The 24253-nt window shown below is 61.5% G+C and carries 20 protein-coding genes; 11 read left to right on the plus strand and 9 right to left on the minus strand.

Annotated elements, in window-relative coordinates; translation table 11 throughout:
• Positions 1 to 253 precede the first annotated feature (253 nt).
• Positions 254 to 1159: a DNA-binding protein gene (locus tag HFK74_RS19475; protein WP_180204888.1), complete on the minus strand. Its 906-nt coding sequence runs from the start codon at positions 1157 to 1159 to the stop codon at positions 254 to 256.
• A 78-nt stretch (positions 1160 to 1237) separates the two neighbouring features.
• Here HFK74_RS19475 and HFK74_RS19480 point away from each other — a divergent pair, with 78 nt between their 5' ends.
• The 6 genes from HFK74_RS19480 (at position 1238) to HFK74_RS19505 (ending at position 8297) form a co-directional block, all read left to right on the plus strand.
• Positions 1238 to 2329, plus strand: coding sequence for a site-specific integrase (locus HFK74_RS19480; RefSeq protein WP_180204889.1), 1092 nt, complete (start codon positions 1238 to 1240; stop codon positions 2327 to 2329).
• A gap of 228 nt (positions 2330 to 2557) precedes the next feature.
• Positions 2558 to 3409, plus strand: a complete 852-nt coding sequence (locus tag HFK74_RS19485; protein ID WP_180204890.1) for a sugar phosphate isomerase/epimerase — start codon at positions 2558 to 2560, stop codon at positions 3407 to 3409.
• 14 nt (positions 3410 to 3423) lie between these two features.
• On the plus strand, positions 3424 to 4494 hold the full coding sequence (locus HFK74_RS19490; RefSeq protein WP_180204891.1) for an isopenicillin N synthase family oxygenase: 1071 nt from the start codon (positions 3424 to 3426) through the stop codon (positions 4492 to 4494).
• A 45-nt stretch (positions 4495 to 4539) separates the two neighbouring features.
• Positions 4540 to 5334 carry an ABC transporter substrate-binding protein gene (locus HFK74_RS19495; protein WP_180204892.1) on the plus strand — a complete coding sequence of 265 codons (795 nt, stop codon included), beginning with the start codon at positions 4540 to 4542 and terminating at the stop codon, positions 5332 to 5334.
• Between the two features lie 65 nt (positions 5335 to 5399).
• Complete coding sequence (locus HFK74_RS19500) at positions 5400 to 6947, plus strand: amino acid ABC transporter permease/ATP-binding protein (protein WP_180204893.1); 1548 nt, start codon at positions 5400 to 5402, stop codon at positions 6945 to 6947.
• 561 nt (positions 6948 to 7508) lie between these two features.
• Positions 7509 to 8297, plus strand: coding sequence for an SDR family oxidoreductase (locus HFK74_RS19505; RefSeq protein ID WP_180204894.1), 789 nt, complete (start codon positions 7509 to 7511; stop codon positions 8295 to 8297).
• Between the two features lie 47 nt (positions 8298 to 8344).
• On the opposite strand, the gene HFK74_RS19510 is transcribed toward HFK74_RS19505, so the two are convergent.
• The 4 genes from HFK74_RS19510 to HFK74_RS19525 are packed head-to-tail and all read right to left on the minus strand — an operon-like array spanning position 8345 to position 11881.
• Entirely contained in the window at positions 8345 to 9016 is a 672-nt protein-coding gene (locus tag HFK74_RS19510; protein ID WP_180204895.1) for a methionine ABC transporter permease, read from the minus strand.
• Positions 9013 to 9990, minus strand: coding sequence for a methionine ABC transporter ATP-binding protein (locus HFK74_RS19515; RefSeq protein WP_180204896.1), 978 nt, complete (start codon positions 9988 to 9990; stop codon positions 9013 to 9015). Before HFK74_RS19515 ends, HFK74_RS19510 begins: the two co-directional genes overlap by 4 nt.
• Complete coding sequence (locus HFK74_RS19520; protein ID WP_180204897.1) at positions 9987 to 10814, minus strand: MetQ/NlpA family ABC transporter substrate-binding protein; 828 nt, start codon at positions 10812 to 10814, stop codon at positions 9987 to 9989. The genes HFK74_RS19515 and HFK74_RS19520 overlap by 4 nt, the downstream gene beginning before the upstream one ends.
• Before the next feature lie 29 nt (positions 10815 to 10843).
• Positions 10844 to 11881 carry an isopenicillin N synthase family oxygenase gene (locus HFK74_RS19525; RefSeq protein WP_180204898.1) on the minus strand — a complete coding sequence of 346 codons (1038 nt, stop codon included), beginning with the start codon at positions 11879 to 11881 and terminating at the stop codon, positions 10844 to 10846.
• A gap of 274 nt (positions 11882 to 12155) precedes the next feature.
• Between HFK74_RS19525 and HFK74_RS19530 the strand changes: the two genes are divergently transcribed.
• Complete coding sequence (locus HFK74_RS19530) at positions 12156 to 13493, plus strand: MFS transporter (RefSeq protein WP_180204899.1); 1338 nt, start codon at positions 12156 to 12158, stop codon at positions 13491 to 13493.
• Between the two features lie 54 nt (positions 13494 to 13547).
• Positions 13548 to 14876 (plus strand): amidohydrolase, encoded by a 1329-nt coding sequence (locus HFK74_RS19535; RefSeq protein WP_180204900.1) that lies wholly within the window; start codon positions 13548 to 13550, stop codon positions 14874 to 14876.
• Positions 14877 to 14897: 21 nt separating this feature from the next.
• On the opposite strand, the gene HFK74_RS19540 is transcribed toward HFK74_RS19535, so the two are convergent.
• The 4 genes from HFK74_RS19540 to HFK74_RS19555 all read right to left on the minus strand — a co-directional run bounded on the left by HFK74_RS19540 (position 14898) and on the right by HFK74_RS19555 (position 20283).
• Positions 14898 to 17063, minus strand: a complete 2166-nt coding sequence (locus tag HFK74_RS19540) for a methyl-accepting chemotaxis protein (protein ID WP_180204901.1) — start codon at positions 17061 to 17063, stop codon at positions 14898 to 14900.
• 126 nt (positions 17064 to 17189) lie between these two features.
• Positions 17190 to 18626, minus strand: a complete 1437-nt coding sequence (locus tag HFK74_RS19545) for an MFS transporter (RefSeq protein ID WP_180204902.1) — start codon at positions 18624 to 18626, stop codon at positions 17190 to 17192.
• A gap of 56 nt (positions 18627 to 18682) precedes the next feature.
• Positions 18683 to 19498: a shikimate dehydrogenase gene (gene aroE / locus HFK74_RS19550; protein ID WP_180204903.1), complete on the minus strand. Its 816-nt coding sequence runs from the start codon at positions 19496 to 19498 to the stop codon at positions 18683 to 18685.
• Positions 19499 to 19518: 20 nt separating this feature from the next.
• Positions 19519 to 20283, minus strand: a complete 765-nt coding sequence (locus tag HFK74_RS19555; RefSeq protein ID WP_180204904.1) for an SDR family oxidoreductase — start codon at positions 20281 to 20283, stop codon at positions 19519 to 19521.
• 142 nt (positions 20284 to 20425) lie between these two features.
• Here HFK74_RS19555 and HFK74_RS19560 point away from each other — a divergent pair, with 142 nt between their 5' ends.
• The 3 genes from HFK74_RS19560 to HFK74_RS19570 all read left to right on the plus strand — a co-directional run bounded on the left by HFK74_RS19560 (position 20426) and on the right by HFK74_RS19570 (position 24030).
• Entirely contained in the window at positions 20426 to 21325 is a 900-nt protein-coding gene (locus tag HFK74_RS19560; RefSeq protein ID WP_180204905.1) for a LysR substrate-binding domain-containing protein, read from the plus strand.
• Between the two features lie 144 nt (positions 21326 to 21469).
• Positions 21470 to 23035 (plus strand): PAS domain-containing methyl-accepting chemotaxis protein, encoded by a 1566-nt coding sequence (locus tag HFK74_RS19565; protein WP_180204906.1) that lies wholly within the window; start codon positions 21470 to 21472, stop codon positions 23033 to 23035.
• Positions 23036 to 23349: 314 nt separating this feature from the next.
• Positions 23350 to 24030, plus strand: coding sequence for a bifunctional 2-polyprenyl-6-hydroxyphenol methylase/3-demethylubiquinol 3-O-methyltransferase UbiG (locus HFK74_RS19570; protein ID WP_180204913.1), 681 nt, complete (start codon positions 23350 to 23352; stop codon positions 24028 to 24030).
• Positions 24031 to 24253 lie beyond the last annotated feature (223 nt).

Genomic DNA, 24253 nt, shown 5'->3' on the forward strand with positions numbered 1-24253 from the left:
CCCTGTAGGAGCGATGCTTGCTCGCGATGGTGGCACAAGCACCGCGGGGAATCAGACAGCCAGCGTTTTCGTTAACGACCATCGCGAGCAAGCATCGCTCCTACAGGGGGGACCGCGCACGAATCCCCAGGCATCAGTGACAGCCTGAACGCAATCGCCGGTGCCGATGCATTGCGCTGGTCGCTGGTGATTTGCGCCAGCGGCTACTTGTTGGCCAGCGAGCAGGCGCGCTCCTACAGGTCCAGCGCAGGGCTCAGCCTGCGCCCTGCGCTGCGGGCGTTTTGCGGACACGCGCCTTGCGCTTGGCGGGTGGTACTTCGCGCATCTGGATCAGTTGCTGTTCCAGGGTATCGGCACGGGCCTGCTGCGCCGCGGCGCGTTGCTGGATTTGACTGGACTCGGTCTGGACCGACTCGATTCTGCGTTGCAACTGCTCCACTTGCCGGGCGGCCGCCTTGAGTTGGATCGTCATCGCCTTGCCCTCCTCCCGCACGCGGTCGACCTCACGGTGTGCACGATCCTCGACCCCGCGCACATAACTCTCCTGCGCGACGCGCTCCTGCTCGGCCTTTACCCGCAGAGACTGTAAATCCTGCTCGGCCTTGAGCCGCAGCGACTGCAGATCCTGCTGCAATGCCTGGTTGTGCTGCTGGGCTTCGCGGCGCTCATGCAACAAACCTTCACGCTGCTGCTGCAGGTCCTCGATCTGAGTCTGGCGCTGGGACAGCAGCAGCTCCAGATCTGCCAGACGCAACTCCGCTGCCTGGCGCGCCGCCAGGGCCTCCGTCGCCTGCTGGCGAAACTGTGCCGCGTCCTGACGTGCCTGATCCTCGATCTCGGCGACCCGCTCGCGTTCTGCGATCAGCACCTTGCGTTGTTCCACCACCCCCTGTTCGGCGACACCCTGCGCCAGGTGAATCGCCTGCTGCCACACCGCGACAAACGCTTGCGAGACCTCACCGGGCAGCGCCGGTAGACGGGTCTCGCCGCTCAGCCGCTCGGCCAGCCGTGCCCACCATTGATCGAGCAAACCACCGACCCGCGCCGGACTGCCGCGCCCCAGCTCCAGGCGTACGCGTTCCACCGTTGGCCGTTCGCCGCGGGCCAGTACCGCGTCCGCCGCTGCAAACACGTCGTTTTCCGGCACCCCTACTGCCATGGCTCACCTCCGGGTATATTAGGTCTGATAATAGAATGTTATCCGACGTTATATTTTGAATAATGGAATTATCATACGTTGAACGTATTAAATATTACAGATCAATTATCGCTGGTGGACGAAACCCCGCTAAACCCGCATTCCCTGGCAATCAACGCCCAGGAAGCGGCGGCGGCCTTTCTCGCTGCCGGCACCGCGGCCAATACCGTACGCAGCTACCGCAGCGCCCTGACCTACTGGTCGGCGTGGCTGCAATTGCGTTACGGCCAGGCATTGGGTGACGCGCCACTGCCGACCGCGGTGGCGATTCAGTTTGTTGTTGATCATTTGGCCCGCCCCCTGGCCGACGGTGGCTGGACGCATCTGTTACCGCCCGGCATCGACGCGGCGCTGATCAAGGCGCGAGTCAAAAGCAAGCCCGGCGCGCTGGCGTACAACACGGTCAGTCACCGCCTGGCCGTACTGGGCAAATGGCACCGGATCAATGGCTGGGACAGCCCCACCGAAGCATCGGCGTTGAAGACCCTGTTGCGCGAAGCGCGCAAGGCCCAGTCACGCCAGGGCGTGTCGGTGCGCAAGAAAAGCGCGATCGTGCTGGAACCGTTGCAGGCCCTGCTCGCCACCTGCACCGATGGCGTGCGCGGTATTCGCGACCGCGCCCTGCTCCTACTGGCCTGGAGCGGCGGCGGACGGCGCCGCTCGGAAGTGGTGGGCCTGCAAGTGGGCGATGTGCGCCAACTGGATGCCGACACCTGGCTGTACGCCCTGGGCGCGACCAAGACCGACACCGGCGGCGTACGCCGTGACAAGCCATTGCGCGGCCCTGCGGCGCAGGCGCTGACGGCCTGGCTCAAGGCTGCGCCGGCGCAGGAGGGTCCGCTGTTTCGGCGGATGTATAAAGGTGGCAAGGTCGGGACGGCAGGCTTGTCGGCTGATCAGGTGGCGCGCATTGTCCAGCGCCGAGCCAAGTTGGCGGGTCTTGAAGGCGATTGGGCCGCGCACAGCCTGCGCTCGGGGTTTGTCACAGAGGCCGGGCGTCAGGGAGTTCCACTCGGCGAAGTCATGGCCATGACCGAACACCGCAGCGTGACCACGGTAATGGGTTACTTCCAGGCGGGCTCACTGTTGAACAGCCGAGCCACGTCGCTGCTAGGCGATGAGGAGACGTAAGCGCCCTGTGTAGCTTGGGACTCTTCAAAATGATGCCGTAACGGTGGCATCTCCCGCTAATCCCCAACGTAGACGTCTGCTCGCCCCTCAAATCCCGCCTGGAAAGCAGGATAAGTAGCCAGCTATTTGTTGATGAAAGTCTGAAGTGTTGATTTGATTTTTCCGATTCTTTGACGCCGCCGCCTATGCCTAACATCGGCTCCAGAGCGAAATAGCCGAGGATCACCGATGAAGCTGGAAATTTTCCGCACGCTGTGGGGCTACACCGCCAGCAAGGCCCAGGCACTCGATGAGTTGCTGCGGGCGGGCTTCGATGGCATGGAAGCACGCCTGCCGCTGGACGCCGGTGAACGCGCTGAGTTTGGCGCGTTTCTCCAGGCCAATCGCGTGGGTTACATCAGCACGGTCTTCACTGCCTACGATGTACTGCCGGACCAGTCGGCGTCCCCCGCCGTCCATCTCCATGACCTCGACCAGAAACTGGCCTGGGCCGTTGAGCTCGGCCCACGATTTGTCAACGTGCTGGCGGGCAATGATCGCTGGTCCTTGGCGCAACAAGTGGAGTTCTTCGGCCAGGCACTGGAACTGGCGCGCAAGCATGGCCAGGTCTGCAGTTTCGAAACCCACCGCTCGCGATCGCTGTTCAACCCTTGGGTGACCCTGGAGTTGATCCGGCAACTACCCGACCTTTTATTCACCAGTGACATCAGCCATTGGGTCGTGACCTGCGAGCGCCTGTTGAATGACCCGGCCGATGACCTGAGTGCTTTCGTCGAACGGGTCCACCATATCCAGGCCCGGGTCGGCTATGACCAGGGCCCCCAGGTTCCGCACCCGGCGGCCCCCGAATATGCCAAGGAACTGGCTTTCCATCAGCAGCACTGGGAAAGCATCTGGCGCTCGCAGCAAGCCCGCGGTTACCAGGTCAGCACCCTGACCCCGGAGTTCGGCGCCGACGGCTACCTGCATCATTTGCCCTTCACCAATGTCCCGGTCGCCGACCTGTGGTCGTTGAACGTGTGGATGGGCCAGACCGAGCGCGAACACTTCGGGCGTTTCCACCACTCAAGCCATCCTTAGGGAGCCCACGCGTCATGCCTGACAATAAAAATAAAAGCATCAGCACTGACACACACAAAGCCAACTTCAACAGCATCCCGGTGGTCAACATCGCCGGCCTGTTCAGTTTTGAACTGGAACACCGCCTGGCCGTGGCCGAACAATTGGGGCGTGCCGCCAGTGAGGTCGGGTTCCTCTATATCACCGATCACGGTATCGACCCGCAGCTGATCGCCAATCTGCGCAAGGCAGCCAAGGACTATTTCGACCAGCCCCTGGACGCCAAGATGCAGCACTACATTGGCACCTCGCAAACCCACAAGGGTTTTGTACCCGAAGGCGAAGAGGTCTACTCCAAGGGCAAGCCGGACCACAAGGAAGCCTTCGACGTCGGCTTCGAAGTGCCGGCCGATGACCCGCTGGTGCTCGCCAACACTCCGTTGCTGGGACCCAACGACTGGCCCCGGCTGCCAGGTTTCAAGGCAGCGGTTTCGGCCTACTATGAAGCGATCTTCGCCTTGGGCCGGCGCCTGTTCGGCGGCTTTGCCCTGACCCTGGGCCTGGGAGAGAACTACTTCGACAGCCTGGTCACCCGTCCGCCGTCAAAACTGCGCCTGATCCACTACCCCTACGACGGTGCCGCCCATGACGCACCGGGACTTGGCGCCCATACTGATTACGAGTGTTTCACCATCCTCCTGGCCGACAAACCGGGCCTTGAGGTGATGAACAACCTCGGACAATGGATCGATGCACCACCGATCGCCGATGCCTTTGTGGTCAACATCGGCGACATGCTGGAAGTGATGACCGCAGGCGCCTTCGTTGCGACCGCGCACCGGGTGCGCAGCGTGAAGGAGGAGCGTTACTCCTTCCCGCTGTTTTATGCCTGCGACTATCACACCCAGATCAAGCCGCTGCCCGGGTTCGCCCACGCAAGCAACGACTACGAAGAGATCACGATCGGCGAACACATGTATGGCCAGGCCCTGCAGACCTATCAGTATCTGCGCCAGCGAGTGGCCAACGGGGACGTTCAACTGCCAGGCAAGGCACGCAAGCCCGCCAGTTTCGGACACCTGAAAAATCAGGCGCAAGCGTCCTGATTGAAGTTTTCAGCTACACCCCTACCTACGCCGGAGTCAGTAAAAATGAAAAACAATAAGAAAAACCTGTTGGGCCTGGCTGTATTGGCCGCCGGCATGCTTGCCGCCTCAGTGAGCATGGCCGCGTCAGACACCTTCAAGGTCGGCATGGAAATCACCTACCCGCCTTTCGAGTCCTATGACAAGGACAAGAACGTGGTGGGTTCGGACCCCGAAGTGGCAGCGGCGCTGGCCAAGCACATGAACGCCAAGGTGGAGTTCGTCGACACCAAGTTCCCGAGCCTGATCCTCGGTTTGAACTCTGGCAAATACGACGCGATCATTTCCGGCATGTACATCACGCCGGAGCGCCAGACCCAGGCGCAGACCATCGCCTATGCCAACACCGGTGCCTCGGTCATGGTGCCCAAGGGCAGCGAGATCAACGCGAAAAAACCTGAAGACCTGTGCGGGTTGAAACTGGGCCTGGAGCAGGGCACGACCTGGGTCAAGGAGTTCAGGAAGCTGTCCGATGAGTACTGCGTGCCCAACAACAAAGGCGCCATCACCGTCAGCGAATACCCCTCGGCGCCCGAAGTGACCCAAGCCCTGTTGTCCAAAAACATCCAGGCCCAGGTTGAAATCGCCGGCGCCGCAAAAATGATTGCGGAAAAGACCAATGGCCGGGTAGTGATCACCACCGAGCACCCGATTTACCAACAAACCCTGGGCATCTTCGTCAAGAAAGGTAACGACGAAACCTTCCAGGCCGTGCAAAAGGCCTTCGAGGAAATCAAGAAGAGCGGTGAGTACGCAGCCATCCTCAGCAAATATGGCCTGGAAGAACCGACCGCCAAATAAGAACCTGTCCTTGTAGTCTGGTCATCTGTCTCCCCCTGCACGGGGGCGGCAGATCGAGGTGCCCCATGCAATTCGATTGGTCGTATTTCTTATCCCTGTTCTCCCTGCCGGACTTCTGGAAGGCCTGCGTCACGGTGGTCCAGCTCAGCGCCCTGGCCTGGTTCATCGGCATGCTGCTAGGCTTTGTCCTGGCCACGGCCAAGCTGTCCCATTCGCCTTTGCTGCGCATTCCTGCAGCGGTCTATATCTGGTTCTTCCGCAGCATCCCGCTGCTGGTGCTGGTGGTTTTCGTCTACAACTTGCCACAGTTGTTTCCCGGCAGCGGGCCGATCCTGTCCAACCCCTTCTATTCCGGCTTGCTGGCCCTGGTGGTCACGGAAGCGGCGTACATGGCGGAAATCCACCGTGGTGGACTGATCTCCGTGGCCAAGGGCCAAAAGGAAGCCGGTCGCGCGCTGGGTGTCGGCCTGTTCGGCATGCAGCGCCTGATCGTGATCCCCCAGGCTTTCCGTATCTCGCTGCCGACCCTGATCAATGAATACATCACGGTGGTCAAGCTGACGTCGCTGGTCTCGGTCATCTCCCTGACCGAAATCCTCACGGTCGGCCAACGCCTCTATGCCACCAACTTCCTGGTCATGGAAACCTTGGCGGCGGTCGGCGTCTACTACGTCTTGATCGTCACCGTGTTCGGCTTTTTCCTGCAGCGCCTGGAACGCTACCTGGATCTGAACTTCCGCAAACCGCACACCCTCGATGACGCCGCCGTGGCCAAGTTCAGGGCCTGCGCCGAAGCCTTGCCCGACAGTGCGCGCAAAGCGGCCGGCAACAACGCGACGCCCATCCTGCAACTGAAGAACATCCAGAAAAGCTACGGCACGCACAAAGTGCTGCTGGGCATCGACCTGAATGTCGACTACGGCCAGGTGGTCTCGATCATCGGGCCATCCGGTTCCGGCAAGACGTCGCTGATCCGCACGGTCAACGGCCTGGAAAGCATCGATACCGGCGACATCCTGTTGTTCGGCGACAAATTCATCGAAGCCTCGGACAAACCCAACAGCGCCCGCCTGCGCAAAGGCGTGCGGCACATCGGCATGGTGTTCCAGAACTTCAACCTGTTCCCGCACCGCACCATCCTCGACAACGTCACCCTGGCGCCGCGTTACCACGGCCAGCCGGGCGAGCTGAGTGAACATCGTGCGTATGCGCTGCTGGACAAGGTCGGCCTGCTGGCCCATGCCCACAAGTACCCACACCAACTGTCCGGCGGGCAGCAACAGCGCGTGGCGATTGCTCGAGCCTTGGCGAGGGAGCCGCAGATCATGCTGTTCGACGAGCCGACCTCAGCCCTCGACCCGGAACTGGTCAACGACGTGCTGAACGTGATCCGCGACCTGGCCAAGGAAGGCATGACCATGCTGATCGTCACCCACGAAATGGACTTCGCCATGTCCATCTCCGATCGGGTGATCTTCATGGAGAACGGCAATATCCAACTCGATGCCGCACCTGACACCATCCTCTGCGATGCCGAGGGGGAACGCGTGCGACGCTTCATGGGGATCGCCGCCCGATCGCCAAACCCGTCGGCGACGGTGGACCTTGCATGAATAGCCCCCAAGGCGGCCTTAAATCCGACCTGATTGCAGGCCTGTCCGCCTTCCCCTGTAGGAGCCAGGCTTGCCGGCGAAGAACGATAACGCGGTACAACAGACACACCGCAGCGTCTGGTTCGCCGGCAAGCCTGGCTCCTACAGGGGATTGGGGGTATCTGCAAAAGTCAGGTCGGCTTTAAGGCCGCCTCGCTTTGCTTTGGATTTGGGTGCCCCGTTAACCACGATGGCCGAACGCAGGCATTGCGCAGTGGGGAAACCGGCAGGACGCCGGTTTAGCCGCGCCGGGCCAGGGATGGCCCAGCGCGGCGACCCACGGAGCAATGCCTTCGTTACGGCATGCCGAGCCTAGGCGAGGCACCAAGTGGTGGGGCAAAGCCTTTTGGTTCCTTTTTTGGCGTTCGTTTTGAAAAAGGGACTCGCCGTAAGGGCGAAACCATAAGTGGCCGTTACCGCAGCAATGGATATCCCCCCAATCCAGTTCTTAAATGCAACCCCATGCTTAAGTGAACAGTATTGACCCTTTCCCTTGAACTTTTATCTTTCAGGAACACACGCATGAATCTTGGAATAGCAGGACGCTGGGCGCTGGTGTGCGCTGCCAGCAAAGGCCTGGGTAAAGCCTGCGCACAGGCACTGGTCAGCGAAGGCGTGAACGTGGTGATCACCGCCCGGAGCGAACAGACGCTGGATGAGACAGCCCGTCAACTCCGGTCGATCAACCCTGAAGTGACGGTGATTGCCGTCGCCGGCGACATCTCAACGCCCGAGGGGCGTGCGGCAGCCCTCGCGGCCCATGGGCATTTCGATATCCTGATCAACAACGCCGGAGGCCCTCCACCCGGGGATTTCCGCGAATGGAACCGCGACGCCTGGCTCAAGGCGCTGGATGCCAACATGCTCACCCCCATCGAGTTGATCAAGGCAACGGTCGACGGCATGGCGTCACGCGGATTTGGCCGCATCATCAACATCACCTCGAGCGCAGTGAAGTCGCCTATCGAAAGCCTGGGCCTGTCCAATGGTGCGCGCAGCGGCCTGACGGGGTTTATCGCCGGGCTTGCCCGGCAGGAGAACCTTGCCAGTCGCAACGTGACGATCAACAACCTGCAACCGGGCTCATTCGACACCGATCGACTGCGTGACAACCTGGTCGCCGCTGCCCAGGAGTCGGGGCAGGACAGTGAGGCATTCCTCGACGAATGCCGTAGCGAAATTCCGGCCAGACGCTTCGGCTCCCCCGAGGAGTTCGGTGCGCTTTGCGCCTTCGTCTGCAGCAGCCATGCGGGCTACCTGACCGGGCAGAACCTGTTGATCGATGGTGGAGCTGTTCGCTCCAGCCAATAGACACGGCAGGGAGTCAGGGCTTGCGATTGCAGCCCTGGCCGCCCCCATCAACGACGGTGAGCAAGGGAGCGTACCAGTCGATCGCCAAGGCTTTGCACGCTCTGCACCAGAATCACCAGCACCACCACCGTGACAACCATCACCTGGTTGTTGAAACGCTGGTAGCCGTAACGAATCGCCAGGTCGCCCAACCCGCCGCCGCCAATGACCCCAGCCATGGATGAAAACCCGATCAGCATCACCAGCGTCAACGTGATGCCCGCCAGCAGTGCCGGCAGCGCTTCGGGCAACAGCACCTTGAAAATCACGTGCCAGATATCACCCCCCATGGCGAGGATCGCTTCGATCCGGCCCTTGTCCACTTCGTCCAGGGCGTTTTCGACGATTCGGGCGAAGAACGGAAAGGCACCAATGGTGATCGGCACGACAGCCGCGGTGCTGCCCAGCGTGGTACCGACCACCAGTCGTGTCAGCGGGATCAGGGCAATCAGCATCACCACGAATGGCAGCGAGCGACCAAGGTTGACCAGCCCACCCAGCACTTTGTTGAGCCGGAGCATCGCGTACAGGCCACCACTGCGGCTGATGAACAGCAGCACGCCCAGGGGCAAGCCGATCAGCAAGGTAAAGAACCCTGCCAGCACGACCATGTACAGGGTTTCTCCCGTTGCATTGAGTACCAGTTGAAAGATCTCGTTCCAGTCGATGATCCGGTTCATGAGCGCTCCACCCTGACGCCACGCTGCTTGAGAAACGCCACGACCTGCGCCAGTTTCGGTTCATCAAAGGCATCACGAAACGCCACGCGCAAGCGCCCGACCTTCTGTCCGCCGATGGACTCGATGCCACTGGCCAGCAAGTCCAGCTCCACGCCCTGTTGCGCCAGTTCGTTGAGCACCGGGGCAGCCCGCTGGTTGTCGAAAAAACTCAGTTCCAAAGCCTGGTCATCATGGCCCAAGGGCGTGGTGTACCCCGGCAGCAGTGAGCGGCCCAGGCTCGACGCCGGATCGGCCAGCAATCGGGCAATCGGCCCGGCTTCGACCAGTCGGCCATGGGCCAGTGACGCCGCGTGATCACAGATGGACTTGACCACGTCCAGCTCGTGAGTGATCAGCACGATGGTCAGCCCCAACTGACGATTGATATCGCGCAGTAATTCCAGGGTCGAGGCGGTGGTCTGCGGGTCGAGGGCGCTGGTGGCCTCATCCGACAGCAGATAAGCCGGTCGTGCTGCCAGGGCCCGGGCAATGCCCACCCGTTGTTTCTGCCCACCGGACAGTTGCGACGGAAAGGCCCGCGCCTTGTCACTCAGACCCACCAGGTCGAGCAGTTCCCTCACCCGGGAGTGACGCTGCTCTTTACTGACGCGGGCGATTTCCAGCGGCACGGCGACGTTGTCGAAAACATTTCGCGAGTGCAGCAGGTTGAACCCTTGAAAGATCATGCCGATGCGTTGGCGCTGTCGGCGCAGTTCCAGGTCGGACAGCGCCGTCAGGTCCTCGCCGTCCAGCAGGATGCGCCCGGCGCTGGGCCGTTCGAGCAGGTTGAGGCAACGCAGCAGCGTCGATTTACCCGCACCGCTGCGCCCCAGGATTCCGTAGACCGCACCGTCGGGAATGCTCAGGGAGATTTGATCCAGCGCCGGCGACGGCGCTGACGCGTAGGTTTTGCTCAACCGCTCGACGACGATCATGGCTTGCTGGCCGCCGCCACATTCACCGGGACGACCGGGATGACCGAACCGGAGAAACTATCGCTGATGAACCTGGCGACTTCAGGCGAGGTCAGGTCTTTGGCCAGTTGCTTGATCCGTGGGTCGTCCTGCAATTTGGGCGTGGTCACCAGGATGTTGGCATACGGGTTGTGCTCGGCTTTTTCCAGGCCCAGTGCATCCTTGGCGGGCACCAGACCGGCTTCCAACGCGTAGTTGCCGTTGATCACCGCCAGGTCCACGTCATCCAGCGCGCGGGGAATCTGCGGCGATTCGATTTCGAGGATCTTCAGCTGCTTCGGGTTTTCGGCGATGTCCTTCGGTGTTGCCTGGTCCTTGGCCGGGTCATTGAAACCGGCCTTGAGCTTGATCAAGCCGTTGTCCTGCAACAGGTACAGTGCGCGGCTCAGGTTTGTGACGTTATTGGGGACCGCTATCGTGCCTTTTACCGGTACCTGGGCGAAGCTCTTGTGGCGATGGGAATAGATGCCCAGCGGCTCGATGTGCACGGTCGCCGCCACCGCGAGTTTTTCGCCGAGGGCCTGCTCCTGCGACTTCAGGTACGGCAGGTGCTGGAAGTAGTTGGCATCGACGTCGCCATGCACCAGCAGTTCATTGGAATTCACGCCATTGGGAATCTCGATGACCTTGAGGTTCAGCTGCGGGTCGATCTTCTGGATGTACGCCAGAATCTGCGCGTGGGGCACGGGGTCCGCCGCAACTCGCAGGGGTTCGAGGGCCAGCGCGCTGAAGGACGTTACCAGAGCGCCCAGCACGGCCAGGGTCAATCCTGTTTTCTTGAACATGTTCGTAATCCTTTTTCGAAAGTGAGGGGTCAGGCGCTGAGTGCCTTGGGTATCAATGCGTCGGCGTAGTAACGCTGGGCGACGTCGGGATGGGAGCGCAGCCGGCCCTTGAGGTAGTTCCATCCCACGTCACGAAACAACGGGTTGTCCGGGTCACTGGCGGGTCCCCGCGCTTCGCGCAGCAGTGCCGTTGGCAACGGGTACAGCGGCACTGTCGCGTCCAGTTGCGCGCCAAGGAAAAACGCAATCGACAAGCGCTCGCTGCCTTCGGGCGGCGACACCACCCGATGCACCGTGGCGCGCAGATAACCGTTGGTAGCCAGCTCCAGCAGTTCGCCGATGTTCACCACCAGGGTGTTGTCCCGAGGCAACGCGTCAATCCAGCGCCCCTCCTCGATTTCGACTTGCAGTCCGGCGTGCCGGTCCTGCAGCAGAAAGCTCAGGAAACCCGAATCCTTGTGAGCCCCGACCCCTTGATGGCTGGCGTCTGGCGCCTGTCCCGGATAACGCATCAATTTGATGTGCTCATTCGGCTTGTCGCCGTACAACTGATCGAAAGCCTCCTGCGGCAGCGACAGCGCCTCGGCGAAGGCGCGCAACAGGCGCAGCGACATGCCGGTCATGGCCCGTTGCCAATCCAGCAGCAACGGCTTGAGCGCCGGTAACGCAGCGGGCCACTGATTGGGTCCTTGCAGCCGTGCCCAGTACGGGCTGTGCTGATCAAGTGGCAAAACGTCCCGCTCGGCCCCCAGGTCAAACTGCTCGCGCAAGTCCGGCTGGCCACGTGTGATCTCTGAAGCGGCACGGTTGTAACCGCGAAAGTGCGGCGAGTTGATCATCCCGACCGCTGCCTTCTCGCTGTCGGGCAATGCAAAGAACTGGCGGGCGTTGTCCTGAACCTGGTTCAACAGTTCAGTGTCGATGCCATGGCCGGTCAGGTAGAAGAAGCCGACATCCCGCGCGGCGTGGCGCAACGCGTCAAGAAACCCTTGGCGCTGTGCCGGTGTTCCATCCAGCAATGACAGGTCCAGGGTCGGTAAGGTGGTGATGTCCTGTGTGTACGGCATGGGTTCACTCCATGAAACTCAACGGAAACTGGTAACGCCTGCTTGAAGCTAAACGATCTTAAAAATTAATAGTAAATACCTTTTTGTCATTAGCTTAGGTTCGGCTGCAAAGGCAAACAAACCCCGACTGTTCCTTGCTAACAATACCTACAAGGTATCGCTATGCACCCAAACGATATTAGACCCTGCCGCCCATCACACTTAGCCTGTGATTCGGCAGGGTCTGCCTGTGCGCGCAAGAACGATAAAAAATGCCTTACTGAATGGAGCAGTCATGAGCACTCATTATTCAATCCCCGAGTTGATCGATAGCACTCGAGTCAGCGCTTTTCAGTGGCGGGTTTTCGCCCTGTGTTTTTTCGTCGCCATTCTGGACGGGTTCGATACCCAGGCGATTGCGTTCACCGGCCCTTCGATCACCCAGGCGTTCGGACTTGGCGCAGGCGCTTTGGCGCCCATCCTGACCGCGGGGATTGTCGGCATGGTGCTCGGGGCGATGGCGCTAGGCCTGATGGGCGATAAATTCGGCCGACGACCCGCGATTATCGGGTCGGTTGCCTTGTTTGGTTTCGCCTCCCTGGCGACGGCATTTGCCCAGACAACCGAGCAGATCCTGGTGCTGCGCTTTATCGCCGGGCTTGGCATGGGCGGTGCGACACCCGTGGTTCTTTCACTCGCGGCCGAGTACGGCTGCGCAAGACAACGTGGCACGATCATGACCACGGTCCTGCTCGGTTTACCCGCGGGCGCCATTCTTGGCGGGTTGCTGGCGGCCAGGATGCTGCCCTCCATTGGTTGGGAAGGCATCTTCGCCGTCGGCGGTATCGTGCCGCTGGTGCTGGTGGTGGTCTTGATGTTCGCACTGCCGGAGTCGTTGTATTTCCTGACCAGGCAGCGGACCCAGGGCAGCACTGAAAAGATCGGGAAAATTGTCGCCAGAATCACTAAAAACCCGATCCTCCCAGGCAGCACCTATAGCGTCCCGGAGGTCGATGTAAAAACCAGCGTGAGCTCTTTGTTCACGGCCGGCCTGGCGCGCAATACCTTTGGCATATGGACCATCTACCTTTTCAACTGGGTCGCATGGTTCATGTTCCTGTCCTGGTTGCCCACCGTGCTCAAGGCCACCGGACTGCCGGCAGAGCAGGCCCCCATGGGCACTGTGGCGGTCAACGCGGTGTTTGTCGTTTGTGCCATTCCACTGTCGATCATCTTGCCGAAAATCAACGTTCGCCTATTGCTGCTGGCGTTGTTTGTGTTTGGTATTGCCCTGTGCCTGGGCCTGGCGAACAGCGGCACCCACTGGGCACTGGTGTTCACCCTCGCCGGTTTGGCAGGCCTGGGTATCGGTGGTCAGCAAATCGTCTTGAACTACATGGTCGCCCAGGCGTACCCCACGGCATTGCGGGCCACGGCAACCGGCTGGGCGATTGCACTGGGTCGGGTCGGGGCCATCATCGGCTCGGCGAGTGGCGGCTGGTTTCTCGAGCACGGAGGCCCTGCCGGTTATTACTCAGCGCTGATCGTGCCGTTGGCGATTGCAGCGGCCGCACTCATGATCATTCGCACCCAACCCGATGCGCAGGCAAGCCAACCTGTCGCGGCGCATTGAACGGCGTCGCATTTGCCGAGTGCCACCCTTGAACATCATCAGAGAGAACCGACCTTGATCCGTTTTATCAAAGCTCCATTGTGCCTGGCCATCCTGGCAACGTTCGTCACCACCACCAGCCAGGCCACCGAGCCCAATTGGGTCGATGCGGCGGTCGGCGCGGTCAACCAGGACGTCATCGACCTGCGTCACACCATTCACCAGCACCCGGAGCTGGGCAACCTGGAGTTCAAGACCGCCGCCCTGGTTGCCGAACGACTCAAGGCAGCGAATATCGAGGTGCGCACCCAGGTCGGTAAAACGGGTGTGGTCGGGGTGCTCAAAGGGGGACTGCCCGGGCCGGTGGTTGCCTTGCGTGCCGATATGGATGCGCTGCCGGTCAAGGAGATGACCGACCTGCCCTTCGCCAGCCAGGCCACCAGTACTCGCCTGGGCAAAAGCGTACCGGTGATGCACGCCTGCGGACACGACACGCACACCGCCATGCTGCTGGGTGCCGCCAAGGTGCTGGCCGAGCATCGGGATCAGGTTCGCGGTACGGTGGTCTTCCTGTTCCAGCCCGCCGAAGAAGGCGCCGCCGATGTCGACGAGTTCCAGTCCGATACCCTGATCGGCGCCCAGGCGATGATTCGCGACGGGGCACTCGATTCGCCGAAGGTCGAGGCCGTATTCGGCGTGCATGTGATGGCGGGTTATCCGACCGGGCATCTCTACTACAAATCCGGAACCGTGCTCAACAGCAGCGACTCGTTCCGCATCACCGTCCAGGGCCATCAGACTCACGGCTCCGCGCCCTGGAGCGGGGTCGATCCGATTGTTGCAAGCCAAGGCATCATTAGCGGTTTGCAAACGCTGGTCAGCCGCCGGATCGACCTGACCAAGGGCATGGGCGTGATCAGTATCGGCACGCTCAATGCCGGATCGGCCGCCAATATCATTCCCGAGACAGTGGAGATGACCGGGACCATCCGCACCAACAATGCCGATATCCGCGAGACAATCCTGCAGAAAATGCCGCCCCTGGTCAGCGGCATCGCCAGTGCCTACGAAACCCAGGCCAAGCTGCTGCTGGTCAACAACGCCCCCGTGACCACCAACGACCCGGCGCTGACCGAGGCCATGGTGCCCGCGCTGGAGCTGGCGGCCCCGGGCAAGGTCACGCGCCTGGATGCCTCCCTGTCGCCGAGCGAAGACTTCTCCTACTACGCGCAGAAGGTGCCCGGGCTGTTCGTGTTCCTTGGCGCGACACCCGAGAACCAGGACATGGGCAAGGCGCCGAACAACCACAGCCCCTACTTCACTGCCGATGATGCAACGCTGGCGACCGGGGTGAAGGCGCATGTGCAGTTTGTCCTCAACTATCCAGGACGGCGCCAGGGCTGAAGGCCTCGGGATCGGGTGCGGTCAGGCGACCGCCACCCGCTCGGTGTTGCTGCTCACCTCGAACTGCCCCACCAGCTTCTGCAGTTTATTGGCATTGAGCCTGACCGTTTCGGCACTGTTTTGCAGCACCACCACGGTCTGGCGCATTTGCGTGGAGCAGTGATCGACCTTGCTGATCGTCTTGCCGTAGTCGAGGCTACGGGTGTTGAGCTGCTGGATGATCGCAAACATGCTTTCTACCACTTGATGCAACTGCACGTTTTCCGAAGAAGCATCTTCGGCCAGGCGCAGGCTGTTATCGACGTCCTTGACGCCCTCCTCCATGAAGCTGACGGCTTTCTGCGTTTCGTTCTGCAGGCCTTCGACCATGTGCCGAATATCGTCGGCCGCCCGTGATGTGCGCGAGGCGAGACTGCGTACCTCGTCGGCGACCACCGCAAAGCCTCGGCCATGTTCACCCGCGCGCGCGGCCTCGATGGCCGCATTGAGCGCCAGCAGGTTGGTCTGGTTGGTGATGTCGCTGATCAGGCCGGTGATCTTGCCGATCTGCGTCATCCGGCTGTCGAGCAATTGCACGCTCGAGGAAGAACGCTCGACCACGTCCCGAATCGATTGCGTGCCTTGCTGCACAGCCAGAAATTGCTCGCGGGCGCGGCTGACCACTTCATCCATCGCCTGCTTCATTTGTTCGGCACTGGCAGAGGCCTGCTGGATCTCGCCCAGTTGGTCCTCGACGATAATCATCATGCGATGCACCGCTTCGGCCACTTCATCGGAAGTGATACTGGCCTGCTGGCTGCGTCCCAGCATCATCTGGTTGGTGGTGCCGACGTTGCTGCTGGCCTTCACCACTTGCCCGACCACCGAGTCGAGGTTGTCGATGAAACTGTTGATCCAGCGCCCCATGTCGCCGGTCTCATCGTTGGCCATGCGCTCGATATCCAGGCGCTGGCGCAGGTTGCCCTCGCCTTCGGCGATGGTCCTGATCACACTCGTCATCTCGTTCAACCTTGCCGCAAGACGCTTGGGCCCGAGCCGGCTGAACAGGAGCGCGGCACCTGCCATGCTGGCAACCTCGACGGCATCGATCATGCCTTGGGCCAAGCCGCTGTAATGCTGGACCAGGACATTGCAGGCAAACAGTCCGGTCATGGTCGCGATGTAGGGTTTCATCAAGCCATGGCTAAGCGAGCGCCGGCGGTAGACTTCCTCAAGATCAGCCTCGCACATCATGCCCCAGCGATCAGGTGAACCCGGCAACTGGAAGGTAACGCCCTTGCCCACCACCGGAATGTACCGGTAGTCCGAGTAACCGGGATAGGTCACGAACAGGTTGGAACCCTTGCGGATGGTCTCGCGTACGCCGGGGTGCAATTGTTGCGTCGCCGGGTCGGTGAAGCGCAGCTCCAGCTCGGTGTGTCGCTGGATCTGCACGGTCTTCCAGGGTGTGTTCACACCGTTTTTGAGATTTTCACCGTGGCTGAAGGTGCCGTCCTCGAAACGTGAGCGTGACAATGCGGTGCCGGGTTCGATGGCCGGATCGAAACGCGATTGCGCCATGAACAGATAGTTGTCACCCGACTCGGCAAAGATGTGCCCGGCCTCGCGCTGGATGAGATCGCCCAATACATCGTTAGGTACGCGACCGCAGAGGCAGCCCAGGATTTTTCCATCGACCCTCAGGGGCTGATAGAACATCAGCGTGACTTCATCATGGAAGCGTGAAGACGAAGGGCCGATTTGCAAGGTCAGTGGATCGCTGTAAGGGCCATGTAGAAACGGCGCCTTCAATCCCTCGGCCAATGCGCGGGTTTGCTCCAGCCGGGTTTTGCCGCGCCGGCTCCAGGTTGAAACGATGACGCTGCCGCTGGCGTCAACGACAAACAACTCCGAAAAATCTTCCGCCTGAGTGAGCTTGTCCATCAACGAAGTGCTGTCGAGTTGGGCGAAATCACGACCCAGGTTCTCCGCCAATTCCGCCAGGTGTTCCCACTGCTCGCGCGTCCAGTTCTGCAACAACTGCACCCGGGTTTCAGCGATGGCGTCGAAGGTTTGCTCGATCACCGGGTAGGCCGACCGATTGAGCCAGCATGACCAGCCCATGCGGGCTTTGCCCGTCTTGCCGAACCAGGGAAGCCAGCGCTTTTCACTGGCGGACAACGGCATGAAATTACTTGATAGCGACATCCACTTCGTCCATTGCGACATTCAGATGGCTATTCGATAGCAAATACCAGGCCAATTCGTGAGCAGGCTAACCATTTTACCTGGCGACGAGCGCTCAGTTGAACGCTCGTCGCTGACCGGTTCATCTCACACTGCGCGTGCGCTGGTTCCGGACTGGATAGGCCTCGCGGTTGCGGCGTTGGCTATTTCCCAGGCATCACGGGGTTCGTCCAGGTCGCGGTTGAGGGTTTCCGGTGTCTTGAACGTGGCGTACAGGGTGATCAATGTGAGCAGCGTCAGGTAGCAGGCGATCGGCAGCCAGGCTTTGACACCGGCGCTGGCGTCGCCATCGTGGCTCGCCACGACCAGGGCGATGATGCCGGCACCGACCATCGGCGCAATGCCACCGGCGATCACGGCCGACACTTCCCGGGCGATCGACACCCCCATGTAGCGGTGACGCGAGCCGAACAGCTCAGGCAGGAGCGCCGCCTGGGTGCCGAACATGCCCCAGGTACCGATGCCCAGCGCGATGGAGATGGCTACGATGCTCGCCGCCACATTGCCCAGGCTCAGCACCCACCACACCGGGAAGGCCAGTGCCAGTTGCAGCAGCGCGAAAGCGCGGTAGACCACGACACGACCGAAGCGGTCGCTGAGCTTGCCGGCAATCGGCACGGTCATCGCGCCAAGGCTGGCCGCGCAGATAAGGGTCAGTACGCCCACCGGACCTTGCAGCCCCACCAACCCAACGATGTAGCTCACCGCCAGGGCCTGGTAAATCGATGAACCCCCGTTTTCCCCCAGGCGCAGGCCGATACCGACGAGCAAGGTTGGCCTGGAGTGGGTCATGGCACTTTTCAGCGGGTTGACGCAGATGCGCTTGAGCGCCTTGAGGCGGATGAAGGTCGGCGATTCCCTGAGCGACAGGCGCATGTACAGGCCCAACGCAACGATCACCACGCTGCTGTAGAACGGCAAACGCCACAGCCCGCTCTCGATCACGTTGTCATTGCCGCTGACCACCAGGAAATACACCAGCGCCGCGAGGATGGTGCCCAACTGGATGCCGAGGAACGGCAAGGCGGCATAGAAACCGCGCCGGCCCTCGGGGGCGTACTCGGTCATCATCACCGCGGCACCGGCCTGTTCGGCACCGGCGCCTAGCCCCTGGAGCAGGCGCAGGATCACCAGCAGTACCGGTGCCAGATAGCCGGCTTGATGGAAGGTTGGCAAGGCACCGATCAGGGTGCTGGAAATGCCCATCAGCAGCACCGTCGACGTCAGCACGAACTTGCGCCCCACGCGGTCACCGATCATGCCAAACAGTACGCCGCCCAGCGGGCGTATCGCAAAACCGAGGAAGTAGGTGCCGAAACTGGCGATCAGGCTCATGGCGCGGGTCTGTTCCGGAAAGAACAGCGGCCCGAAGATCAGCGCCGAGGCCAGGGTGTAAAGCGCGAAGTCGTAGTATTCCAGGGCACTGCCCAGGGAGCAGGCCCAGGCGGCACGGTGCAAGTCTTTCTTGCGCTCGCACGCGTCGGGGGTCGAAGCGATGTCGGATGGAGAATGATCGTGAGTCATCTGGGTACCTCCAGGTGCCTTTACGGCATCTTGTTATTGACAGGTCGTTGGGGTGCTTACAATTTCAACCGCCGGATTTCCTGGAGCATGGCCTGCTCCATGATGTCGATGGGTGCCTCTTTGCCGGTGTACAACTCGATTTGCCGACAGGCCTGGTGCACCAACATGCGGGTGCCAGCCACGGTGCTGCAACCCAGGGCCTTGGCTTGCAGCAGCAGCGCGGTCTGTACTGGCATGAACGCCACATCCATGACAATCAAGTGGCTGGCCAGGCGGCCGTCCAGCGGGTTGCTGTCCGGCTGCTTGAAGCCCACGGAAGTCGCGTTGATGACGATATCGAAGGTTTTGGCCGTGAACGCCTCGACGCTGCCGCCCCACCGGGCGCCCAGATCTTCGGCGAGGGCGGCACCGCGTTCGAGACTGCGATTGAACACCGTGACCTCGCCCGCCGCTTGCAGGCAACCGTAGACCACCGCACGAGCAGCGCCGCCGGCACCGATCACGGCGATACGCTTGTCGCGCAGTTCGGTGACTTCCTGCAGGGCGCGTACCGCGCCCAGGTAGTCGGTGTTGTAGCCGGTGAGAACCCCGTCGACGTTGTTGATGGTGTTGACCGCGCCAATTACCTGGGCGGATTCGTCGATCCTGTCCAGATACGGCATCACCGCGGTTTTGTAGGGCATGGAGACGTTCATGCCCCGCACGCCGAGGGTGCGTATAGCCGCCACGGCGGCAACCGGATCTTCGACGCCAAAACAGACAAAGGTGTAGTCCAGGCCCAGGGCGGCGTAGGCCGCGTTGTGGATCTTTGCCGAGAGCGAAAACGGCGACCCCATGATGGAGCCACAGAGGGTTGGCAGGGATTGAGGCATGTGGGTGTCCTTCGGATGAGTTAAACGACGCTGGTCAAGCCACCATCGACGAAAAGGGTCTGGCCGTTGACGAAGTCGGACGCTGGCGAGGCGAGGAAAACGGCCGCGCCGCACAGTTCCTCGACATGGCCCCAGCGCCCGGCAGGGGTGCGTTGCACCAGCCACTCGCAGAACGCCGGGTCGTCGACCAGGGCCTGGTTCAGCTCGGTCTGGAAATACCCGGGGGCCAGGGCATTGATCTGCAGGCCTAGACCTGCCCAATCGGCACACATGCCACGGGTGAGCATGCGCACGGCGCCCTTGCTGGCGGCATAGGGCGCGATGGAGCGGCGCGCCAGTTCGCTTTGCACTGAACCTACGTTGATGATCTTGCCGCGCCGGCGAGTGATCATGTGCCGGGCCACAGCCTTGGACACGTTGAATACGCCGTCGAGGTTGGTGCTCATCAGCCGGTGCCAGTCTTGCGCACTGACGTCTTCTAGTGCCTGGCGATGCTGCAACCCGGCGTTGTTGATCAGAATATCGATCGGACCCAGGCGGTTTTCCAGCCCATCGATGGCGTTGGCGACGGCCTGGTGGTCGGTCACGTCGAACACCGCGTATTCGGCGTCCAGGCCTTCATCGCGTAACAGCGCGCAGGCGCTTTGGGCGCGCTCGGTATCGCGGCCATTGAGCACCACCCGGGCGCCGGCTTGTGCCAGTCCACGGGCCAGGGCCAGGCCGATGCCGCGCACTGAGCCGGTGATCAGCGCCCGACGCCGGTTCAGGCGAAAGTTATCGATCATGTGTGTCTCCCTGTCCTGGATTTACCAATGGGCCATGACGTCACTTTCAACCGCTACCGCCCGGGCGTGCCAATCGTTTATGGTGATGCCGTGATCACCGTTCGTGATCACCACGCACGCTTTAGCCAATCGGGAGTGTTCAGTGGAACTTAAGCATCTGCGCGCCTTTACGGCCTTGGCCGAAGAACTGCACTTTGGTCGCGCGGCGGCGCGCCTGCACATTGTCCAGCCGGCCTTGAGTGCGCAAATACGTGCCTTGGAAGACGATGTCGGGGCGCAGTTGTTCGAGCGTGACCGCCACCGGGTCGAGTTGACTGAAGAGGGAGCGCTGTTTCTCCCCGAGGCCCTGGCGACCCTGCGCCAGGCCGGGCGTGCCCGAGAGGTGTTGCAGCAGGCCGCGGCCGGCGAGGTCGGAGTGTTGCGCCTGGCATTCGTCTCTTCAACCTTGTCGCACTTGTTGCCGGTGCTCGTACGTACGCTGGAGGAGCGCTACCCGCGTATCGAACTGGAACTCAAGGACATGCCTTCCCTGCCGCAGGCCCGGGCCTTGCTGGACAACGCCCTGGATTTTGGCCTGGTACGCCTGCCCTTGAACCTGCCTGGCGTGCACACGCGCCTGCTCTTCGAGGAATCGCTGGTGGTGGCGCTGCCGCAAGACCATCCGCTGTGCGCCCAGCGTCGTATAAAGCCTCAGGATCTGCTCGGGTGTCCGATGTTGGTGCTGGCACGCAAGTTCGCGCCCGGTTTGTATGACCAGATGCTGGCGGGTTTCCACCGACGCAAGATCACCCTGACGATTGCCCGGGAGATGGGCGAGTTCACCACCCAGTTGGCGTTGGTGGCCGCCGGCCTGGGCGTCGGCATCTTGCCGAGCGGTGCCGCATCGGCGCTGCCCATCGGCGTCGTGATCCGCCCGTTGGCGCTGGCCATGAGCGGAGCCGGCATCGGCGTGGCCTGGACCGGCCTGGAAAACCCACGCAAGCGCGCACTGATGCAAGTGCTCGACGAACTCTATCCCGCGTCGGGTCCCGAACTTACTTAGGCACACCAGCAGTTGTCATCAAATGAAAAGAAAGTGTCGTCCAATGCGGGGTCGGCAATCACGGAATACGCGTAGAACACACGCGTATTTTTTTGATTTTCATGTTCCAGACCATAATAGAAATCCGTACAAGGATCGCTTTTGATGCGCGTGAATTTGCCCGTAACCGACCATGAAAAACTATTTCCCGCCGAACAACGCCTGATCTCCACCACCGATCTCGACAGTCGAATCACTTACTGCAATGACGCGTTTGTCGACATCAGCGGTTTCACCTTCGACGAACTCGTCGGCCAGACCCATAACATGGTCCGCCACCCCGACATGCCGCCCGGGGTATTCGTGCACATGTGGCACACCATCAAGCAAGGCAAGCCCTGGATGGGCATTGTGAAAAATCGGGCGAAGAATGGTGATTTCTATTGGGTCAGCGCCTACGTCACGCCCATGTATGAAAACGGCCGCCTGAGCGGTTACGAGTCGGTTCGCTCGGTGCCCACTCGCGACCAGGTGCGCAGGGCAAGCGCGCTTTACGCAAGGATGCGCGCCGGCAAGCCGATCGTCGCGCTGAGTGCGCGGATTTTCCGGCCGCTGCAACAGGGCTGGCCATTACTGATGGCAACCACGGTTTCACTGCTGGCTGATCAGTGGCTGACAAAAACGGCGGCCCAGGGGGTGCTGGTGGTGAGCCTGGGCATTGCCTGGTTCCTGATCGTGTCCCGACAACGCAGCGCCATACAACGCACCCTGGCCGAACATCCGAAAGCCTTTGCCGACCGCTTGGTAGCCCTCACCTACAGCGACAATCATGGTCCCCAAGGGCAACTGGACATGGCCATGCTCAGTGAGGAGGCGCGCTTGCAGACAGCTTTGAGTCGGCTCGTCGATGCCGGCGTCAGTGTGAAGGCCAAGGCGGCGCAGTCATCCGAACTGTCCGGCTTGCAAGCGCAATCGCTGGACCGCCAGCGCAGCGAAACCGATCAGTCCGCCGCCGCCATCTCGCAGATGGCGGCAACCAACCAGCAAGTGACACAAAACGTCATCAGTACGGCCCATGCCGCCTGCGAGGCTGACCAGCTGACGAGGGACGGCAGCGAGTTGGCCGGACAAAGCCTGCGAGCCATGGAGGCCATGAACGCCGCCGTCAACGAAATCGGCCAGGCGGTCAATGCGCTGGCGAGCGAGACGCAATCGATCGGCAGCGTCGTGGATGTCATCACGTCCATTGCCGAACAGACCAATTTGCTGGCACTCAATGCGGCGATCGAGGCGGCCCGGGCGGGTGAGCAAGGTCGCGGTTTTGCCGTGGTGGCCGACGAGGTGCGATCTTTGGCCCAACGCACCCGCACCTCTACCGAGCAGATCCACGGCATTATCGCTTCCCTGCACATCGGTGCCGATCGCGCAGTCTCAACGGCGACCCGGGGTGAGCAGATTTCCCGCGACAGCATGCAGCGTGTCGAGGCGGTGCAGGCTGCTCTGGTGGGAATCAGCCAGGCCGTCAGCCGGATCACCGACATGAGCCAGCAGATGGCGTCGGCGTCGGAAGAGCAAAGTCACGTGACGGAAGATATCAATCAACAGATCACGCGAATTGCCCAACTGTGCGATCACAGTGCCGGGCAGGCCAAGCAAGGCGCCGCCATCAGCCAGGACCTTGAAGTCATGGCCGAGTACTTGCACAGCCTGGCCGAGCGTTTTAATCGATAACCCCAGGCATAGCGACGGGCTGGCTCAGACCGTCGCTTGTGCCCGGCATGAGGCTATGCGAATCCAAGGAACGACAGGACGACCGCGATAACCACCACCAGCCCGACGATGTAGATAATGTTGTTCATCAGTCCACCTCTCAATCTGAACAGGATTGAAAAACGCGGGTGCGACAACCACTAGCTCATGCACCGTTGCTTGTCACTCCATTCGACAACACACATCGCGCATTGTCCCCATCAGGCGCAGCACGGCTGATGGTTCGCATGCACCTGTCCTATGCTTCTATCCAGCCCACCACTTCGGACATCGCCATGCCTGCCGACGAATCCACCCTCCTGCAAAGCTGGCACCACAACGCCCACGCCTGGATCGAAGCGGTGCGCACCGGCGCCATTGAAAGCCGTCTCAAGGTCACCGACCAGGCCATCCTGGTGGCGATACTGGGCCGCCAGCCCGAACGCGTGCTCGACCTCGGCTGTGGCGAAGGCTGGCTGTTGCGGGCACTGGCGGAACGTGGCATCGAGGCCGCCGGCGTGGATGGCGACGCGACGCTGGTCGAGGCGGCGCGGGCGGCGGGCGCCTCAACGGTGTACCTGGCCAGTTACGAAGAGCTGGCAGAGGCCAAAGTGCAGATCGGCAATGACTACAACCTGATCTGCGCCAACTTCGCCTTGCTGCACCAGGACATCATCCCGTTGCTCGCGGCCATGAACGCCCTGCTCGCCCCCGGCGGCGCGCTGGTGATCCAGACCCTGCATCCGTGGACCGCCGCCGCGGGCGACTATCAGGATGGCTGGCGGGAGGAGACCTTCGCCGGGTTCGAGGGGCAGTGGCAACCGATGCCGTGGTACCTGCGAACCCTGGCCAGTTGGTTCAATGCGCTGGACATGGCCGGTTTTCGGCTGGCTGGCCTGCAGGAGCCGCAGCATCCGCAAAGCCCTGTGCCGCAGTCGTTGCTGTTGGTGGGTGAGCGGCGGGATGCTTCGGTATAGGAGCCCGGCTTGCCGGCGAAGGCGTCCTGACGGCCGATGGGGATTTTGTTGACTGAGTACATATCCATTCCTGCGGTAACGGCGACTTAGGGTTTCGCCCTTACGGCGAGTCACTTGGAAGCACGGAACGCCGCCCGGCCCTAAGTAACCAAGGGCTCTTGCCCCTGACGTTCGGTGCCTCGCTAAGGCTCGGCATGCCCTCGCTCCGGTCCTGCTCCGTGGG

Origin of the sequence: Pseudomonas sp. SbOxS1, assembly GCF_013416725.1 — a bacterium.
In the GTDB taxonomy this organism is placed as follows: Bacteria; Pseudomonadota; Gammaproteobacteria; order Pseudomonadales; family Pseudomonadaceae; genus Aquipseudomonas.

Bases quoted from the DNA above. Each gene is read 5' to 3' on its own strand.
- HFK74_RS19475 (WP_180204888.1), bottom strand. From the start codon at position 1,159: ATGGCAGTAGGGGTGCCGGAAAACGACGTGTTTGCAGCGGCGGACGCG.
- HFK74_RS19485 (WP_180204890.1), top strand. From the start codon at position 2,558: ATGAAGCTGGAAATTTTCCGCACGCTGTGGGGCTACACCGCCAGCAAG.
- HFK74_RS19490 (WP_180204891.1), top strand. From the start codon at position 3,424: ATGCCTGACAATAAAAATAAAAGCATCAGCACTGACACACACAAAGCC.
- HFK74_RS19495 (WP_180204892.1), top strand. From the start codon at position 4,540: ATGAAAAACAATAAGAAAAACCTGTTGGGCCTGGCTGTATTGGCCGCC.
- HFK74_RS19500 (WP_180204893.1), top strand. From the start codon at position 5,400: ATGCAATTCGATTGGTCGTATTTCTTATCCCTGTTCTCCCTGCCGGAC.
- HFK74_RS19505 (WP_180204894.1), top strand. From the start codon at position 7,509: ATGAATCTTGGAATAGCAGGACGCTGGGCGCTGGTGTGCGCTGCCAGC.
- HFK74_RS19510 (WP_180204895.1), bottom strand. From the start codon at position 9,016: ATGAACCGGATCATCGACTGGAACGAGATCTTTCAACTGGTACTCAAT.
- HFK74_RS19515 (WP_180204896.1), bottom strand. From the start codon at position 9,990: ATGATCGTCGTCGAGCGGTTGAGCAAAACCTACGCGTCAGCGCCGTCG.
- HFK74_RS19520 (WP_180204897.1), bottom strand. From the start codon at position 10,814: ATGTTCAAGAAAACAGGATTGACCCTGGCCGTGCTGGGCGCTCTGGTA.
- HFK74_RS19525 (WP_180204898.1), bottom strand. From the start codon at position 11,881: ATGCCGTACACACAGGACATCACCACCTTACCGACCCTGGACCTGTCA.
- HFK74_RS19530 (WP_180204899.1), top strand. From the start codon at position 12,156: ATGAGCACTCATTATTCAATCCCCGAGTTGATCGATAGCACTCGAGTC.
- HFK74_RS19540 (WP_180204901.1), bottom strand. From the start codon at position 17,063: ATGTCGCTATCAAGTAATTTCATGCCGTTGTCCGCCAGTGAAAAGCGC.
- HFK74_RS19545 (WP_180204902.1), bottom strand. From the start codon at position 18,626: ATGACTCACGATCATTCTCCATCCGACATCGCTTCGACCCCCGACGCG.
- aroE (WP_180204903.1), bottom strand. From the start codon at position 19,498: ATGCCTCAATCCCTGCCAACCCTCTGTGGCTCCATCATGGGGTCGCCG.
- HFK74_RS19555 (WP_180204904.1), bottom strand. From the start codon at position 20,283: ATGATCGATAACTTTCGCCTGAACCGGCGTCGGGCGCTGATCACCGGC.
- HFK74_RS19565 (WP_180204906.1), top strand. From the start codon at position 21,470: ATGCGCGTGAATTTGCCCGTAACCGACCATGAAAAACTATTTCCCGCC.
- HFK74_RS19570 (WP_180204913.1), top strand. From the start codon at position 23,350: ATGCCTGCCGACGAATCCACCCTCCTGCAAAGCTGGCACCACAACGCC.